The sequence below is a fragment of the Edaphobacter aggregans DSM 19364 genome, assembly GCF_000745965.1.
Classification (GTDB): Bacteria; Acidobacteriota; Terriglobia; order Terriglobales; family Acidobacteriaceae; genus Edaphobacter; species Edaphobacter aggregans.
Genome location: NZ_JQKI01000100.1, coordinates 1 through 17,352 on the forward strand (window position 1 = coordinate 1; position 17,352 = coordinate 17,352).

General features: G+C 57.2%; 14 protein-coding genes. 9 read left to right on the forward strand and 5 right to left on the reverse strand.

The window, feature by feature from the left end:
• Window positions 1–369: 369 nt before the first annotated feature.
• Window positions 370–1,293: an alpha/beta fold hydrolase gene (locus Q363_RS24015; RefSeq protein WP_245632429.1), complete on the reverse strand. Its 924-nt coding sequence runs from the start codon at window positions 1,291–1,293 to the stop codon at window positions 370–372.
• Window positions 1,294–1,321: 28 nt separating this feature from the next.
• On the opposite strand from Q363_RS24015, the gene Q363_RS41050 reads away from it, so the two are divergent.
• The 3 genes from Q363_RS41050 to Q363_RS24025 all read left to right on the forward strand — a co-directional run bounded on the left by Q363_RS41050 (window position 1,322) and on the right by Q363_RS24025 (window position 5,294).
• Entirely contained in the window at window positions 1,322–1,699 is a 378-nt protein-coding gene (locus Q363_RS41050) for a hypothetical protein (RefSeq protein WP_157467440.1), read from the forward strand.
• 602 nt (window positions 1,700–2,301) lie between these two features.
• A complete protein-coding gene (locus tag Q363_RS24020; protein ID WP_035355802.1) occupies window positions 2,302–2,667 on the forward strand; it encodes a PadR family transcriptional regulator in 366 nt (121 codons plus the stop codon).
• A complete protein-coding gene (locus Q363_RS24025) occupies window positions 2,664–5,294 on the forward strand; it encodes an ABC transporter permease (protein ID WP_035355805.1) in 2,631 nt (876 codons plus the stop codon). The genes Q363_RS24020 and Q363_RS24025 overlap by 4 nt, the downstream gene beginning before the upstream one ends.
• A 432-nt stretch (window positions 5,295–5,726) precedes the next feature.
• Here the strand turns inward: Q363_RS24025 and Q363_RS38970 are convergent, their stop codons facing one another.
• Complete coding sequence (locus Q363_RS38970) at window positions 5,727–6,740, reverse strand: IS110 family RNA-guided transposase (protein ID WP_084080707.1); 1,014 nt, start codon at window positions 6,738–6,740, stop codon at window positions 5,727–5,729.
• A 530-nt stretch (window positions 6,741–7,270) separates the two neighbouring features.
• Between Q363_RS38970 and Q363_RS24045 the strand changes: the two genes are divergently transcribed.
• The 4 genes from Q363_RS24045 to Q363_RS24060 all read left to right on the forward strand — a co-directional run bounded on the left by Q363_RS24045 (window position 7,271) and on the right by Q363_RS24060 (window position 13,452).
• On the forward strand, window positions 7,271–7,657 hold the full coding sequence (locus tag Q363_RS24045; protein WP_157467442.1) for a hypothetical protein: 387 nt from the start codon (window positions 7,271–7,273) through the stop codon (window positions 7,655–7,657).
• Window positions 7,658–7,746: 89 nt separating this feature from the next.
• Entirely contained in the window at window positions 7,747–9,000 is a 1,254-nt protein-coding gene (locus Q363_RS24050) for an efflux RND transporter periplasmic adaptor subunit (protein ID WP_157467444.1), read from the forward strand.
• Between the two features lie 2 nt (window positions 9,001–9,002).
• On the forward strand, window positions 9,003–12,134 hold the full coding sequence (locus Q363_RS24055) for an efflux RND transporter permease subunit (RefSeq protein ID WP_035355818.1): 3,132 nt from the start codon (window positions 9,003–9,005) through the stop codon (window positions 12,132–12,134).
• The gene (locus Q363_RS24060; protein WP_035355834.1) at window positions 12,121–13,452 is read left to right on the forward strand and encodes a TolC family protein; all 1,332 of its coding nucleotides are present in this window, start codon (window positions 12,121–12,123) and stop codon (window positions 13,450–13,452) included. Before Q363_RS24055 ends, Q363_RS24060 begins: the two co-directional genes overlap by 14 nt.
• Before the next feature lie 147 nt (window positions 13,453–13,599).
• Here the strand turns inward: Q363_RS24060 and Q363_RS24065 are convergent, their stop codons facing one another.
• From Q363_RS24065 to Q363_RS24080, 3 genes are all read right to left on the reverse strand, one after another.
• Complete coding sequence (locus tag Q363_RS24065) at window positions 13,600–13,881, reverse strand: hypothetical protein (RefSeq protein ID WP_035355821.1); 282 nt, start codon at window positions 13,879–13,881, stop codon at window positions 13,600–13,602.
• A gap of 37 nt (window positions 13,882–13,918) precedes the next feature.
• The gene (locus Q363_RS41055) at window positions 13,919–14,191 is read right to left on the reverse strand and encodes a hypothetical protein (protein ID WP_157467446.1); all 273 of its coding nucleotides are present in this window, start codon (window positions 14,189–14,191) and stop codon (window positions 13,919–13,921) included.
• A gap of 377 nt (window positions 14,192–14,568) precedes the next feature.
• A complete protein-coding gene (locus Q363_RS24080) occupies window positions 14,569–14,751 on the reverse strand; it encodes a hypothetical protein (RefSeq protein WP_157467448.1) in 183 nt (60 codons plus the stop codon).
• A gap of 609 nt (window positions 14,752–15,360) precedes the next feature.
• Between Q363_RS24080 and Q363_RS24085 the strand changes: the two genes are divergently transcribed.
• Both Q363_RS24085 and nhaD read left to right on the forward strand, forming a co-directional pair.
• Window positions 15,361–16,608: a cation:proton antiporter domain-containing protein gene (locus tag Q363_RS24085; RefSeq protein WP_035355829.1), complete on the forward strand. Its 1,248-nt coding sequence runs from the start codon at window positions 15,361–15,363 to the stop codon at window positions 16,606–16,608.
• A gap of 15 nt (window positions 16,609–16,623) precedes the next feature.
• Window positions 16,624–17,352: sodium:proton antiporter NhaD (gene nhaD, locus Q363_RS24090; protein ID WP_169747106.1), on the forward strand; the 729-nt coding region annotated here is incomplete at its 3' end.

Sequence of the window (17,352 nt, forward strand, 5' to 3'; positions counted from 1 at the left end):
CGCGTCGTTCCCGTTTCTTCCCGCCTTCCGGCAAGTGGCCCTGGCATTCGGAGCCTCGCCGGGATAGCGCGCCTCGGCTGACCAGAAAACCTCACTTCCCACCCTCACGCAACTTGCGGATCAGGAGAACTGCGCACGAAAAACGGCGCCACCCCCAGCAAACGCTTAGGCAAGGCTCCCCCTCACCGCAATCCAACCAACAGCACCCAGCCAAACGAGCCTTCGTCACGAGCTCGCGCTCACAACAACCGCTCGCTCAGCCTTCGTGAATGATGCAGGCTAGGCAACTCGGGAGTGATCCCTCTTCGCGGTGCCTGAAAAGTCGATTTCTCGGGATGTCGTTTGCATAGACCTGTAGCCAGCTGGATGCTATTGGGGAAGCTTCGCCACGAATGCATTTATCTCCCGCAGAACATCCGCCTCGTTCGAACGGAAAACGTCGTGATCTGCTTTCGCCAATCGCACAACATGGGCCGAAGGTATTCCCGCTTCAAACGCGTTCGCTTGCGCTAACTTTTCGGCTCGGACGTCTGCGGCGTCGGTAGATCCAGCTGTACCTGGGTCAGGCGGCAACGCATAGATTGCGAGAACGGGGCATTTAATATCGGTGTACTTCTGCATTCCGCCAATCATCGCCCGAGTGAGCTGCATTTGAGGAGTCTCCGGCGGCAGCGGCGTCGAATCGGAGGTTCCCTGCATCGACTTCTGGAGCTTTAGCAAGTCTTTTTCGAACTGAGGCAGGCTCGTCTGTAAAAGTTCCCGAAGCGTTTCCTTGACCTCCCGGATCGGACGCCCCGAGTTCAAAGATTCCAGCTGCTTCCTCAAGGAGTTTAGGTCGATTCCAAAATCTCCGCGAGCCGGATCATAGAACGCGTAAGTGTAACCTGCATCAAGGTAGATCAATCCTGCAACCTTATCCGGGTACCGACTACCAATCGAGCTCAACTCTTCGCCCGCGATTGAGTGACCTATCAGGATGGGTTTATTGATCTTCAGCGCATCGATCACAGCAAGCACGTCATCCCCGAGACGGTCAGCGGCGTAGTTGTCGTTTACCGGAGCAGGAGCGCTCGAGGCGCCGAAGCCTCGACGCGTAATGCCATAGACGTGGTAGCCCGTAATGAGCTTTGGAGCGAACTTGTCAAATACGTGAGCGTTGTTTCCCAGTCCCGCAAGTAAAACCATTGAACGCCCGGTGCCACCCCAATCGAGTACCTCGAGCTTTACGTCGTTCTCCACGGTGAGAAACTGCACGCTATGCGCGGAAGAATCTCCTGCTGGCTCCGTCCACAAGACTCTCTCCGAAAGCGCGGAGATAGCGATGGACAAAATCAAGCACACAGCAATTTTCTTCATCTGGCCCCACCGATTACAGGAGCCGCACGTCTTTTCGCAACTCGTTTGTATTGTCAGCAGATTTTGTGTGAGCATCGGCAACAAGAATACATTAGGCGACTCTGGCGAACGTCCTTCGAATCTGGATGCTGCGTGGGGGGCAGCAAAACGCATTGCCACATTCTCACTTGTTGAGAAATCCATAGCGTCGTATCGACAGTGCTCGGCAGGCAGAGTTTGGCCTGCAAAAGATTTTGGAGCGAGCATTGTGGATACGGCGATTTGTACTAAACCCGGAGAGGTTTTGGCAGGACAATTGCTTTATGGGGATTCAATCCATCGCAGCTATTTTGTGCTGACTTGAGCGGAAGCGTTGTGACTGCCGTGCGTAACATGCAATTTGTCCTGCCAAAAAATCTACCACGCTTCCACCTACCCGCGGAGCGGGTTTAGTACAAATCTCTGAGTCACTCACCAAACACTGCGGGCGGAATTTTGGACTTCGAGTTCTGGGAGGGTGACGGGTAAACCAGAAGCTACTCATCAAAAGAGCCCTTCAACACAATAAGCTATTGAGCAAACGGTATGTTTTTGCGCATCGAGGGCTCAATTCACCCGTCCACGCGGTCTTAGCGTGCTCTATTGTGTGCGCCGTGCAAAGGCACGGTTTTCCAGCGGGTGCGAATCCCGCCCGGCAACTTTCGTTCCAGCCGGTAGCAATCGGAGCGGTCGTGGAGGTAACGAAGCGGCTGAAGCCTCCGGTGTAGGGGTCACTACACCAAACGTCCAAAATCGTACGGTAAGACGTCGTTGCACAAACCCGTCGCCATTGTTGAGCCAATCGCAATACCTTTTCGCAAGCCAAAAGGCGGCGATTTGGGTTCAGACAGGGGATCGTGCGCAAACGATCCTTTCTGCAAGACACCTGGACACTCTGCGTTGTCAGGGAGTAGAGTGTCTACATCTATGATCCGAAGGAACGACTACAAGAACCGAATCGAGCTACTGCAAGGTACGCTCGACATGCTCATCCTCCAGACATTACGGTGGGGGCCGCAGCACGGCTACGGTATTGTCCAAACACTCTTCATCAATTCGAGCGAAGCCCTCCAGGTCGAGACCGGTTCGCTTTACCCTGCGCTTCACCGCCTCGAACGCCAGAAGTGGGTTCGATCAGAGTGGAAGCTCACCGAGAGCAACCAACGCGCGAAGTATTACAGCATTACCGCCGCCGGCAAGACGCAGCTCGCGTCGGACCGCAACCGCTGGCAGCAGATGGTAGAGGTAATCGCTGCAATCATGGGTCCTCAACCGAAGGAAGGTGCGTCATGAATTTCTGGCCGAGGTCCTTTGCGAGACGCCAAACCGACCTGGAACGGGAGATTCAAACCCACCTCCAGATGGCTATCCAGGACCGGATTGACCGCGGGCAATCCCCAGCTCAGGCGAGAACGGACGCTATGCGAGAGTTCGGCAACGTTCCGCTCGTCAAGGACGTTACCACCCAAATGTGGAGCTGGAACTGGCTCGACGGTCTGGACCGCGATCTGCGCTATGCTCTGTGTCAATTGACCAAATCGCCTGGCTTCGCGCTAATGACCATCCTGACTCTCGCACTGACCATCGGAGCTAATACCGCCGTTTTCACCATCGTTCATACCATTCTGCTGCACCAGCTTCCCTTTCGTGAACCGAACCGAGTATTGAACGTTGACAATGCCTGGGCTGCTGGCCTTGGCTACAACATGTCGTCCAAGGATTACAGCGGGGCTTTTCGCGCGGCCGCTCAATCGTTCCACACCGTCGAGAGCGCCGCGATGTATTCCACTGCAGGCGTGAACGTCGTAACCGGAACCAGCACCCCTGTCCGGCTACAAGCAGTAGAGACCAGCGCGCGCTTTTTCGATGTCCTCGGCGTGGCACCGCAGATCGGACGCAGCTTCAGGCCCGAGGAAGATACCCCTGGAGACGACCACGTCGTCCTCATCAGCCATCGCCTCTGGCAACAGGCATTCCACGCGAATCCAGATGCATTGGGACAAACTATCCAGGTAAACGGCTTCGATTTGACCATCATCGGCGTTCTCCCTGCGCAGATGGATTTCCCAGCCCGCTCAGATCTCTGGGTCGCCACGCTTTTCGATGAACACACGGCCTTACGGGAGGGGGGAGCCTTTTTCACGTCGGTATTGGTTCGCGCCAAACCAGGTGTTTCCGGCGAAGAGGTAGGCTCCGAATTCGAGGCAAGAGCTAAACGGCTTCTCAAAAGAGGAGAGCAAATATCACCGGACGACCTGCCTAAACTCACGCCAATCGCCGCTGAGCTTACAAAAGCTATCCGTTCCTCTTTATGGATGTTGATGGGGGCGGTCTCATTGGTTCTTCTCATCGCCTGCGCAAATATCGCCAGCCTCATGCTCGTCCGTACAGCCGAACGCAGAAGAGAGTTCGCTGTGCGCGCCGCTCTGGGGGCCGCGCGGGGACGGCTCGTTCAGCAGCAGCTGGTCGAGTCCACACTTCTTGCGCTCTGCGGCGGAACGCTTGGGATCCTCTTCGCTCAGGGTGCACTCCGTCTCCTCTACTACTACCGGCCAGCAGCTCTGGGGCCGTTCCCGCGCCCCGCGATCGAACTTCCAGTGCTGGCTTTCACCGCAGTTGTCGCGCTCCTCACCGGTTTTGCGTTCGGCATCGTACCGGCATTTCTGGCTGGGCGCGAAGATCCTGCTGCCGTTCTTCAAACTGGAGTCTGGCGAACCTCCAACTCGGGCAATCTCTTCCGCAAGTTCCTTATCTCCGGGGAGATGGCGCTCGCCTTCGTGCTGCTGATCGGAGCCGGCCTCTTGCTGCGCACGATGGCAAATTTGAATAGGGTACCGCTCGGCTTCGACACCCACGGCATTGTCAGCTTTTCGGTTGCGCTTCACGGCGAACGATACCAGCGCAACGATTCCACGAACCCTGCAATATCCCAGTTTTACTCAAACGTTCTGGAGAAGTTGTCTTCTCTTCCCGGCGTTGAAAGCGTCGGCGCCAGCAGTAATCCTCCTTTGGATACAAGAGGGGACATGCTGCTTCCGGTGAGTCCGGCGCTCACTTCCGGAGACGCGGGCGCGAAGCCCGTCGCAGCCGCGCCGCGCTTCGCAAGCCATGGGTATTTCACCACTATGGGCATTCCTATCTTTCAGGGCCGAGACTTTTCTGCCAGCGACACACGCGCCGGCGCCAAAGTCATCATCGTCACCCGCGACCTGGCCGGCAAGCTCTGGCCTCAGCAAAACCCGATAGGCCAGCAGATTCAATGCGAGTTTTTTTGCAAAGAGCATCCAACTGTGGTCGGTGTCGTAGAGCCAAACCGGCGTTTCGGACCACGCGAAGATGGAATCCCCGAGTACTACATTCCCTACACCCAGCAGGACTGGGGCTATATGACATTCGTCCTGCGATCGAGGATAGATCCTGTTTCGCTGCTGCCGTCGATACGCAGGGCTGTGGCTTCGGTCGATCCCACCCAGCCCATATACGATATCGAAACCATGCAACAGCGACTCAATGTGAACGAATCACTGGTGCGGTTCGAGCTTTTCACGCTTAGCGTCTTCGCTGGCCTCTCCGTTCTGCTCGTTGCGATTGGTCTCTATGGAGTTATCTCGTACACCGTAGCTCAACGCACTCGGGAGCTTGGCCTGCGGCTCGCACTCGGCGCGCAGCGGGCGACGATCTTGCTTGCGGTGCTCCAAGAAAGCGCCCTCGTGGCCCTTGCGGGCGGTACAATCGGAGCAATCGCCTCCCTCTCTGTCGCCCATCTGCTTTCAGCCGTGCTCTTTGGAGTGAAACCGCATGACTTGCTCACTTTAGTTACAGTCAGCGTATTCTTCATGGCAATCGCTATGCTCGCGGCCTATTTACCCGCGTACCGAGCAGCCAGCATTCAACCTATGGAGGCACTGCGCGCGGAATAAGCGAGAAGACACGAGATTGATCAAGTGTTCTTTAGCCCGATGGTGAAACGATCCACATTGCGCACCTGCAATGTCTCAATTTCGGTAACTTGCTGAGAACTTTCTCAAATGTATGGTCCGCCGTCTGACTGCAAGGGAAAAGTGTTGAGAGGAAGAAAGTCTGCGTCAATGTATCCGTCAATAAGGGCGAAGATGTTGTCAAGGACAAAGTTGTCCCCGCCCGCTGCTTTGGAGCAACGCTCGGAGTCAGAGCTTAGAGACCAGAGTCTGAGCGGACCCCTTTGTCGAATCATCTTGGGTGGAGCGTTCTCCACCAACCATCAATTCGGTCACGACTACGACCATGATTGCTTATTCGGACACCCAATCTTTATTGGGTGCGAGGGCGCCTACTCAGCCTGTCGGTGAGGCTTGCGCTGACCAGAATACATTTCAGGCTACTCTCGATGAAAGAACCTGCGGATACGGTGTCTGCGTGCGAAGCATCCAGTACATCCGTACCGCAAGCTTACGAGCCGTCGCCACCTTGGCGACGGTGAAGTGTTTCTGATGGCAGCGATGCAGATATTCTTTTCGCAATTCAGGATCGAAGCGCACCGCGATGTTGGCTGCTTCCACAAGAAGAAATCGCAAGAGACGGTTGCCTTGTTTGCTGATCCCACCCATCCGCTGCTTTCCTCCGGATGAGTGCTCGCGAGGCACCAATCCCAAATAAGAGGCGACCTGCTTGCCACGTGGAAAGCGATGCACATCTCCCAGGGTGAGCACAAAGGCAAGTGCGGTGACAGCACCTACTCCTGGCTGACTCATCAGTAGAGGCACACCTGGATACTCTTTAGCCACTCGCGTCACTGCATCGTCGAGGCTCTCGAGCTGAGCATCCAGCATCGCCAGTAAGTTCAGTAAATCCTTCCTGCGTCGATCTGTCCATGGCTCCAGCGGGAGGGATGCGAGCGCTGCCCGGCCCTCCGTGCTCCACAGTTTCTGCTTTTTCTGCATCCCTTGGTTCAGCATGAGATGCTGCAATTCATTCTTGACCCGGGTACGTATCTGCACCAGTTTGTGACGGTGGATCAGCAATTGGCGATGATCCCGCATCCCGGCGTCTGGTATCCAGATACGCGGGAACCTTCCTTCCACCAGCAGCTGCAGTATGTGTTTTGCATCTCGACGATCTGTTTTCTGCTTCCGCACGTAGCTGGCACGAATTTGCGCCGCGTCCCCAACACGTACCTCGTGACCCAACTTCTGCAACAGCTGCACGAACCACTGATCGTTTCCTACGGTTTCAATGCCAACGACCGCTGGCGAAGCCAGCTTCCGATAGAAACTTTCGGCTTCTCCGCTTGTGTGCATCAGCTTGTGTTCTTCGGTTGCTCCAGTCTCGGTATCGAGCATGGCGATTAGTTGAAAGCTAGGGTGAAAATCACAACCTATTATGATCATCGGACTCCTCCTCCCGCTGACCCTGGTCTCTAAACCAACCACAGTCTACCGGGCGCTGTGTGAGTCTTCGCCCTTATCTAATCAGCCTATGTGTGGAGAGTGGAGTCTCCTGGCCATGATGAGATACGCCGCGTGCCTGTCCTTCGAAACCCCTCGGCCATGTGAGGGCCCAATCGGAAAACAGGTTTCAGGCACGCCGTTGTGACTGTTCTTTCATCTTCACTCGCCTGTGCAGACCTTGGTGGGAGAGTTCGTGGCCTCCGGCCACCCCTGGTCATTGTGGCCCAACCGATGGCTGGTTGTCTTGGAAGCTACCTCCGGTTTGACCGTCAGAACTAACCCGCTAGCGCGGGGGATGGAGAGAGTGGTGTAGCGAACGAAGTCTCCCGATACGCCGCTGCTGACGCTGGGTGCGCCGAGGATTGTCTCTGCGGGCCTTCGGCTATACTAACGATGGGCGATAAACAGCGTCCAACTGCCAGGCTGCGGTCGAGTTCTGCCCGGCGATGCTATCGTGGAAGGAAATGTTCTTGACATTCGGCAGGACGAAACATGAGCGGTTGGCGCGGTTCGCTGTTTTGGCGCTGTGCCTTCTGGTGCTCGTGTTTTCGTTCGCGGCGAAGCTTTCGCTTTACCAGCCGAAGAGCCAGCAGATACGGTCGCTGGCCTCGAGCAAGATGTGGCAGCATGAGGCGCACGATGAGGCCGCTGTGATGGCGTCGTCGGAAGTGCCGGAGCAGGCTTCGCTTCAGTCAGTTACCGAGCTTTCCGTATTTCTGATGGTGGTCGTTGCGATCGGCGGAACGTTGGTTCTGCTGGACCGCGGCGGCGTGTGGCTGCGGCATGAGGCTGCGATTGCCGTCCGGCGGGATCGGTTTGCGCGACCATCTCCGTTAAGAGCTCCCCCCGTTCGCTAAATCCTTCTGACAGGCTGCTTGTGATCTGCCTTGAAGACCATGTGTCTTCGGCGAGTGCTGTCTTTAAAGTCTTCAACCGGGAAGTGATTTTGAGCGAGCTGACTATGAATTGGTCTTTGTGGACCTGGCGTCGAGTGCTGCCGGGATTGTGTATGGCCGGGGTTGTGGTTGCTGTGTGTGGTTGCAAGGGCGACGATCCGAAACCGGATAGTAAGGCAACGGTAGCGCGTGCTGCGGTGGCCATGGTGGAGAGAGGTCCGGTTGAGAAGACGTTGTCGGTTGCAGGTGAGTTTGTGCCCTTCCAGGAGGTGGAGTTGCATGCGAAGGTTGCGGGCTATATCCGGCGGATTAATGTGGACATCGGCGACAAGGTTCGCACAGGACAGGTGCTGGCGACGCTGGAGGTTCCGGAGCTGAATGCGCAGGTGACAGGCGCAGAGGCCGGTGTGCGGCACAGCCAGGAAGAGATTTCGCTGGCGAAGAGTGAGGTGTTGCGTGCGGAGGCGAATCACCAGGCACTGCACATGGCCGCGGATCGTCTGCGGCAGGCTTCGGCGGCGCGGCCGGGGATGATTGCGCAGCAGGAACTGGATGATGCGGAGGCGAAGGACCGCGCCGCCGAAGCTCAGGTGGCGGTAGCAAAGTCGACGGTTGCGGCGCAGGAGCAGCAGATGGCTGTGGCGACTGCGGAACATTTGCACTACTCGTCGCTGGCGGACTACTCGCGGATCACGGCGCCGTTCGATGGCGTGGTGACGTGGCGCTATGCGGATACGGGCGCGCTGATTCAGGCGGGCACGTCGAATGCGGGATCGATGCCGGTGGTGAAGGTGGCGCAGGTGAATGTGCTGCGGCTGCGGATTCCGGTGCCGGAGTCGCTGGCAGGGTATGTTCGCGATGGCGATGTGGCCGAAGTGCGTGTACAGGCTACGGGCAACCACTTTAGCGGAAAGGTGGTGCGAACGACCGGAGCTCTGGATCGCGCGACCCGAAGCCTGCAGGTTGAGGTGGATGTTGCAAATGCGAAGGGAGCGTTGACGCCTGGGATGTATGCGGATGTGACGTTGCGAATCGCAGGCAGTCCTGATGCGCTGACGATTCCTGTTCAGGCGCTGGATCGCGAGACGAATGGAGCGTCGGTACTGGTAGTGAAGCGAGATCGCACGGTGGAGCGGCGCGCGGTGAGGACGGGACTGGAGACCCCGGAGGTGGTGCAGGTGGTGGATGGCCTGCATGAGGGAGAGCGCGTGATTGTGGGCAATCTCGCATCATTCGAACCGGGCCAGTATGTCGATGCGCGGCCTAGTGCGATGGCACAGGCTTCGGCCGGGAAGGAGCAGTAGCGATGTCAGGATTTGCGATTCGCTATCCGTTCTTCATTATCATGCTGTGCCTGATTGTTGCCGTGGTGGGATCGGTGACGGTGGCGCGGATGCCGGTGGACCTTTTTCCGGATATTAACATTCCCGTGGTGGTAGTGGCGACGTTTTACAACGGCATGCCGCCTGAGCAGATTGAAGCGACCATTACGAATCCGTTCGAGCGCTTTTTTACGCTGGGAAGCGGAATTGACCATATCGAATCGCGATCGTTGACGGGCGTGAGTCTGATTAAGGTGTACTTTCAGCCCGGTACGAATGCAGACGCTGCGGTTGGAACGATCTCGAACCTGGCGATGGCGCAGTTGAGGCGACTGCCTCCAGGAACGTTGCCGCCGGTGGTGCTGAAGTTCGACGCTTCGAGTTTGCCGGTTTGTCTGATTACGCTGAAGGGCGAGGGACTGAACGAGACGGAGCTGCATGACCTAGGGCAGTTTTCGGTACGGAACCAGATTGCGAGCGTGCCGGGAGCTTCGGTGCCGCAGCCGTTCGGAGGAAAGTACCGGCAGATCCAGGTGTATGTGGATCCGATGAAGCTGGAGGCGAGCCAACTGAGCCTGATGGATGTGGTGCGGACGGTGAATGAGTCGAACACGATTCTGCCGTCGGGCGATGTGCGGATCGGGCCGAAAGACTACAACATTTACACAAACGCTCAGGCCCCGACGACGGAAGATATCGATCGCATGCCGTTGAAGAGCATCAATGGCGGACAGCTTCTGGTTTCAGATGTTGGAGTAGCGAAGGACGCGTCGGCGATTCAGACGAACGTGGTGCGTGTGGACGGACAGCACTCGGTGTATCTACCGATTCTGAAGCAGGGAGGCGGCGGCAGCACGATTGCCGTGGTCAACGGTGTGCGTACGGCGATCGGGAGGCTGCTGGATGTGCCGAAGACGCTGGTGACGAAGGTGGTGTTCGATCAGTCGGCGTTTGTGAAGACGGCGATTGCGAACCTGGGAAGCGAGGGTGGCATCGGCCTGGTGCTTACGGCGATGATGATTCTTGTGTTCCTGGGGAACTTCCGGGCGACGGTGGCGGTGATGCTGTCGATTCCGTTGTCGGCGCTGGCGGCGTTTCTTGCGTTGAACATTGGTGGCGGAACGATCAACAGCATGGTGCTGGGAGGATTGGCGCTGGCGTTCTCGCGACTGATCGATAACTCGGTGGTGGTGCTGGAGAACATCTTCCGACATATGGAGATGGGCAAGTCGGCGGAGAAGGCTGCGGAGGAAGGCGGGCGCGAGGTGGCGCTGCCGGTTCTGGCGGCGACGTTTACGACGTCGATCGTGTTCTTTCCGGTGGTGTTTCTGTATGGCGTCAGCCGGTTTCTGTTTGTGGCGTTGGCGTTGAGCGTGGTGCTGTCGCTGTTTGCCTCGTACGCGGTTGCGATGACGGTCGTGCCGCTGTTCTGCGCGCGCTTTTTGCGCGACGCACATCATGAGGCGGGTCATCACGAGGGAGGCAATCCGTTCGAGAGATTTGTGCGGGGGTTCAACCGACGCTACGACCGGAGCCTGATGCGCTATGACAAGTTGGTGCGTCGGAGCTTGCTGAGGCCGTCGTCCGTGGTGCTGGGGGTGGTGGGAGTATTCCTGCTGAGCCTTGGACTGTATCCATTCATGGGGCTGTCCTTCTTTCCGCGAACGGACCCGGGGCAGTTTGTGATCAACGTGAAGGCGCCGACAGGTACGAGGCTGGAGCTGACGGACCAGTACATTGCGCGGGTGGAGGCGGACATTCGTTCGGTTGTGCCGGAGAAGGACCTCGGCATGATCGTGTCGAACATCGGGATTACGCCGGACTTTTCGGCGATCTATACGAGCAACTCCGGCATGCACACGGCGTTTGTGCAGGTGAGCCTGAAGAAGGAGCACTCGAAGAGCAGCTTTGAGTACATGGGGCGGGTACGCGAGAAGTTGCGCGACGATCTACCGGAGCTGTCGACGTACTTCCAGACGGGCGGCCTGGTGGACGCGGTGGTGAACCTCGGATTGCCGGCTCCGATTGATATTCAGGTGAGCGGCAACAATATGCACGAGGCGTATCGCACTGCGAACGAACTGGCGCAGAAGATCCGCGGCTTGAAGGGTGTCAGCGATGTACTGATCCCGCAGGACCTGGACTATCCGGGAATTCAGCTGAACGTGAATCGAGAGATGGCGGCGAAGTTGGGGCTGACGTCTCGCGAGGTTGTCAACAACGTGATCACGGCATTGAGTTCAAACGGCATGATTGCGCCAAGCTACTGGGTCGATCCCAAGAGCGGCAATAACTACCTGCTGACGGTGCAGTACAGGGACAGGCAGGTGAAATCCATGACGGACTTCCAGCAGATTCCGCTTCACTCGAAGGATGGAGCGAGCGTGACGACGCTGGGGGAGGTGGCTGATGTGAAGAACATCGACACCCCGACGGAGGTTGATCACTATCAGCTTCGCCGCGTCATCGATATCTACGTGTCGCCCTCCGGGGAGGACCTGGGAGGGCTGGCGAACCGCGTCGACAAGGTGATTGCCAATACGCATGTACCGGATACAGTTCTGGTGACGCTGCGCGGATCGGTGGAGGGGATGCGGCAGTCGTTCAAGAGCTTCGGTATCGGGCTGATTCTCTCGATCGTGCTGGTGTACCTGATTCTGATGGCGCAGTTTGCTTCGTTCATCGACCCCCTGATCATTCTGCTTGCGATTCCCCCGGGGATTACCGGCGTGATTGTGTTCCTGCTGATGACGCACACGACGCTGAATGTAATGTCGCTGATGGGCGTGATCATGATGACGGGCATCGTAGTGTCGAACTCGATTCTGATCGTCGAGTTCACACGCACGCTGCGCCGCGTGGGGATGCCAATTGAAGAGGCGGTGGCGGAGGCTTGTCGCGTGCGTCTGCGTCCGGTGCTGATGACCTCGCTGGCGACGATTCTGGGCATGGTGCCGATGGCGCTTGCGCTGGAGGCGGGCAGCGAGCAGTATGCTCCGCTGGCGCGGGCCATTATCGGGGGCCTAACAGTGTCCGTGATCGTGACAATCTTCGTCGTTCCCGCGGCATATCTGCTTGTGCATCGTAAGGAGGAGGTTGTTCGTGAGACGGTTTAGGACTGCTCTGGCAAGCGGGTGGTGGGGATGTTGTGTGTTGGGGATGATGCTGCCGTCGCTGGCAGGGGCTCAGACGAATGCCGCCGGCGCGCCCGCGGCGACGAATCTAACGGTGTCGGACGCCGAGGCGATTGCGCTGAAGAATCATCCGCAAGTCACCATAGCGCGGCTGCTGGCGCTGGCGCAGGGGCAGGTGACTCGCGAGGTGAAATCGACTGAGTTGCCGACGGTGGCGGGAAACCTGACGGCGGTGCAGGCGCATGATGGTGGCCGCGTAACTGCCGGATTTCTCAACAACCCGGTGCTGTATACGCGCGCGGCCGGAGGCGTTACGGTGAGCCAGCTGATTACGGACTTTGGCCGGACGCACAACCTTGTGGCGAGTGCGGGGTTGCGTGAGAAGGCGCAGCAGTCCGATGCGATGGCGACGGAGCAGGACATTCGCCTGGCCGTCGATGCGGCCTTTTATCGCGCGCTCGCGGCGCAGGCCGTCGTGAACGTAGCGAAGAAGACGGTGGCATTCCGGCAGGATAATGCGGACCTGATTGGATCGCTGGCGAGCGCAAAGCTGAGGTCAACTCTGGACCAGAGCTTTGCCGATGTGAACCTGAACCAGGCAAAGCTGCTGCTGCTGGATGCTCAGAATGCCGAGGACGCCGCATTTGCCGATCTGAGCACGGTGATGGGGTACGAGCGGCAGCAGAACTTTGTCCTGGTGGACGACACGAAAGGAGAGCTGCCGACTCCGGCACAGGATGTGGACTCGCTGACGGCGCTGGCGATGCGTTCGCGACCGGACCTTGCGGCGCTGGACGATCAGTTCAAGGCGGCGGAAAGGTTTCGGAAGGCGGAGCACGATCTATGGCGGCCGACGATCTCTGCTCTGGGAGCGGCTGGCGGAGCGCCAGTCCGCGCCGATCAGATCACCTCGTCGTGGTACGGAGCGGCGGGGGTGAACATCAGCGTTCCGGTCTTCAATGGCGGGTTGTATTCAGCACGCGCGAAGGAGGCCGACTACATGGCAGATGCGGCTCGCGAGCAGGTGCGCGACCTGAGAAACAGGATTGCGCGGGATGTGCGGGTGTCGTGGCTCGGCGCGCGGTCGGCGTATGAGAGGATGAGCGTGACGGCGAAGCTGCTGGCGCAGGCGAACCAGGCGCTGGACCTGGCGCAGACGCGATACAAGCTGGGACTGAGCAGTATCGTGGAGCTGAGTCAGGCAGAGCTGGCGCAGACCTCGGCGGAGATCGGCAACACGAATGCGCGGTATGACTATCAGCAGAGCCTGGCGGCGATTCGCTACCAGACGGGGCAGTAGTTCTCAGAGCTGCGCCGTCTGGCAGGCGGCTCAGGCGATGGCGGCGTTTACCAGAGCCTGAGCCTCGGTCTGGATCTGCTTGAGGTGATCGGAGCCCTTGAAGCTCTCGGCGTAGATCTGCTCCGTTACCTCCTCCGAGTCCTTAGATCAGTTGATATATCCAGCAAACTTATCTCCCAGGCAGATCCGGCCCTCTTCTGAGAGCTTCCACGACATATCGTCTTTCATTGCAGCCTTACACTGTGACGCGATGCTCTTCCCTGCCTCTGGATGCTGGCCTAGCCATATTTGCATACCCGCCGCGTCAGCCTGCTTTAGATCGTTAGGATTGAGTCCTGCGTCCACCAGCTTTTGAATGATCGACTTTTCAGTGACGCTAGGTGCGTTAGATTCCGATTTGCATCCCGCCAAACAGATCAGTGCCGCCATCGCTACATATACACGCTTCTTCCCTACCCTCCATTTTCTATTTGAGTACCATTCGATCCTCTGGAAATAGAAGAACGAGCTTTACTGCCACCGGTTCTACCGCAAAGTTCAGGACCGTTTGTTCGTGCGCTTCGGGATGCTGCTCACGCCATAGAACGCGAAGCAGCTCCGGCCATTCCTTACGAAGCATCTGCGTTCGGGTTACCACAGCATGATGCCCCAGGCAGAGCGTGATCATGAGATCGGGGTTGTTGTTTCCCGGCTCGCGATGATGCACGGCCAATGACCGCTTTCCGCGTTTGAGGCTCATGCAACCGGGGATTCTACATAGATGGCCATCTCGCGTAAGAACAGTCTCACGATGGCCGCCGAAGTATTCGTCGTCCTGCCTCTTCAGCGTGTAGCAAGTCGCACAGAGTCCCAACGCAAGAATCTTCTCGCACCTACAGGGACAACAGATCGCACGCTGAATAGACTTTCTCTTCATCGTTTACATGACCAAAGTACGTCGGGATTCAACTGCCTCAACCTCAACCATCCAACCGTGGACCTGGAACAATGCCCCATCATCGCAGCGTACAGTGAAAGTTGAATCAAGATCGCACGTCCCAGTGATCGGGTCGAAGTCTTCACCGCCGATAACTTCCCCCTCAACGTCAAACCCGCCGCCAGTGCAAATTACTCGCATCACTTCCCTCCCCTCCGCTTGATTGTGGTTCCCTTCGTCTTCCGTGCTTTGGCTGCAACCTTGAGTTTTACCGGCGCCGGTCTAACGATTCGGTCAATAGTGGACTTCGACACGCTGAACATGGTTCCAAGCTCCTGCTTCGAATACTGGTTGCCGTCCCACAGTGAGCGAATCTTGTTCATTTGAGATCGAAGAACAGGTGCGTATTCATCTACTTCGACCCACACAACTCCGGCAGCAAGCGGCAGCAGCAACTTCCGGTTTTTGATCGATGGCAACAGTTCAAAGCTATAATTTCAACTGCATGAGACGAGCTATTATCATCGGTCTGGCGGCATTCCTGCTGATCGTAGTGGCCGCTGTCCTCGTGTCTCCCGTAGTCGATCTCAATCCAGCCGCATTCCGCTCACCATCTTGGGCATTTGCCCTACTGATGTGTTTGGCATTCTTCAAGAAGTTGTCTGCTCTGGTACGATCGGCACACCTTTCTGTTAACGCGAGGCCGACCAATTTTTGGCCCGTCCCGACACCCCCAAAACACGCATTCGAGCTGAACTGCGCACGTTTGTGTTAGGACGTCCATCGCCTTGCTGCCCCTGGCATCTGCCCCTCGATTCGGCCTAGTGGGACAGGAACGACTCGTTGGGGTCAGGCGGCTCTGGCGTGGTCGGAAAGCACCCGAGCCAGATACAATCCGTCCATCGAAACAATAGAACTCTCGACACTGACTTCTCAAACCGTCTTCGGTGCCGATCACCTATTCGGAGGAACGACCTCCTGGAGGCGACGATATGGATTTGCTAACAACCATAAGCGTCGTGAGTGCCATCACTGCGGTCCTTAGTTGGATCAGCCTGCGCTGGCTCAAGACAACAACGATTGGTGTTCCAGCGCTTACCGCATTTGCGGCCGTCGCCCTTGTTTCTGGTGGGAATCGATTGAGCGGCATTCGACAATGGTGTGCAAATCTGACGGCTGTGTTCGATCCGTCTCGCCTCTTCTTCTATGTAGTGGTTCCCCTTCTACTGTTTACTGCCTCGTCGTGCTTTGGTTTCAACCCGTTGGGAAGGAAACACATCGCGTCATCCGGTACCGCGATCTTTCGAGGACTGCTGACTGCTTTCGGAGTGGCCGGCGTCATCAGCTCCATCTCGCGTGGTGCCATCGACTGGTCTGAATGCATGCTCTTCGGCAGCTTGGTTTCTGCAACGGATTCCGTCGGCCAAGCGCGGCTCTTAGCTCACAGTTCGGCATCAGGCAATCTTCGACGCCAGTTAATACGCGAATCAATCATCAACTCCGTATTTGCAGCATCGCTTTTCATCGCCATACTCCAGTTGACACAATCTGAGTCGTCTGCCGCGTGGAAGAGCACCCTTCTATTGCTCATACAGGCCGTTGGCGGCGTGATGCTTGGTCTTGCTGCCGGCTGGGCTGGCGCGCGGGCGATTGATGGTCTTGAGGATCGTGCGACAACGGTCCTGGTCGTCGGTGCGCTACTGTGCATAGCTTTTCTTACATCGCAGAATTTTGGACTGGCAGGTCCGCTCGAAGCTGTGGCATCCGGGCTCGCGTTTCGACTGTCCAGCTGCGATCGGCAGCGCGAAGATGTTGAGGAGACTCCTTCGCCGGATTTCTGGAACGCAATCGCCGATATAGAGAATTCCGTGCTCTTTGTCATGCTGGGACTTTGGATAGCAGCTAACGGCATGAACGCCACCGCAATCACTGCCGGCCTTGCAGGACTTCTCGCCACACTCCTCGTGCGATTCGCTTCAACTCGCATCGCAATACTCCATTTCTCAAAGAGGGGTTTTTGGGAGCGCCGATCGGCTCTGTTGCACGTATTGGGAGGATGCAGAGGCGGTATACCGATAGCGCTGGCGTTAGCGGTGCCCTATCCGGCAACTCGTTCCTGGATTTTAGGTGCGACGTTCATCGTCACGGTGTTTTCAACCGTGGTTCAAGCTGGAACGATCGGCTGGATTTCTCCATTTGGAGGACGTAAGGCCGGCCAATCCGATCTCGCTGCAAATTAAGGACTGGTAAACCTGATGCCGCTCACCAACTCATTTTGTGGCCCCGCGATCGTAGGCCTTTTCTGCTTGGCCTACATTTTCGTATTCGCAGAGGAGTTCCTTCATCTGCGTAAATCGAAGCCTGTAATGGTAGCAGCTGGCCTTATCTGGATCCTGGTTGCAGTCGATTTTCAACTCAAGGGTGGAGGCGCAGATGTGAGCGTGAGATTGCGGCACGTCTTGCTCGAATTCTCTGAGCTGTTCCTCTTTCTCCTTTCCGCAACCAGCTTCGTGAACGCGATGGTGGAGCGAAATGTGTTTGAGGCTCTCCGATCGCGGCTCACGATACTCCGTCTGTCAAATCGAGGGGTGTTCTGGCTCACCGGCATAATCGCCTTCCTGCTATCTCCGATAGCTGACAACCTGACCACAGCCCTGGTCGACGGAACACTCGCAATCTCCGCCTTGGGCAAGGATAGGAAAGCGATCGTCGGAACTCTCGTGAACATTGTAGTCGCGGCAAACGCAGGAGGAGCATTTTCCCCATTTGGGGACATTACGACGCTGATGGTCTGGCAGAAGGGCGTAGTTCCATTCGGTGCGTTTTTTGCTCTCTTTGTTCCTGCACTTATCAGCTGGCTTGTTCCGGCTGTCATCATCTCCTTCACGATCAGTGGAAGAAGCGTACCTCTCGAGCGAAGCAATGTGCGCGTTCGGAAGGGTGGATACGTAGTTGCCGCGATGCTTCTGAGCACGATTGTTGTG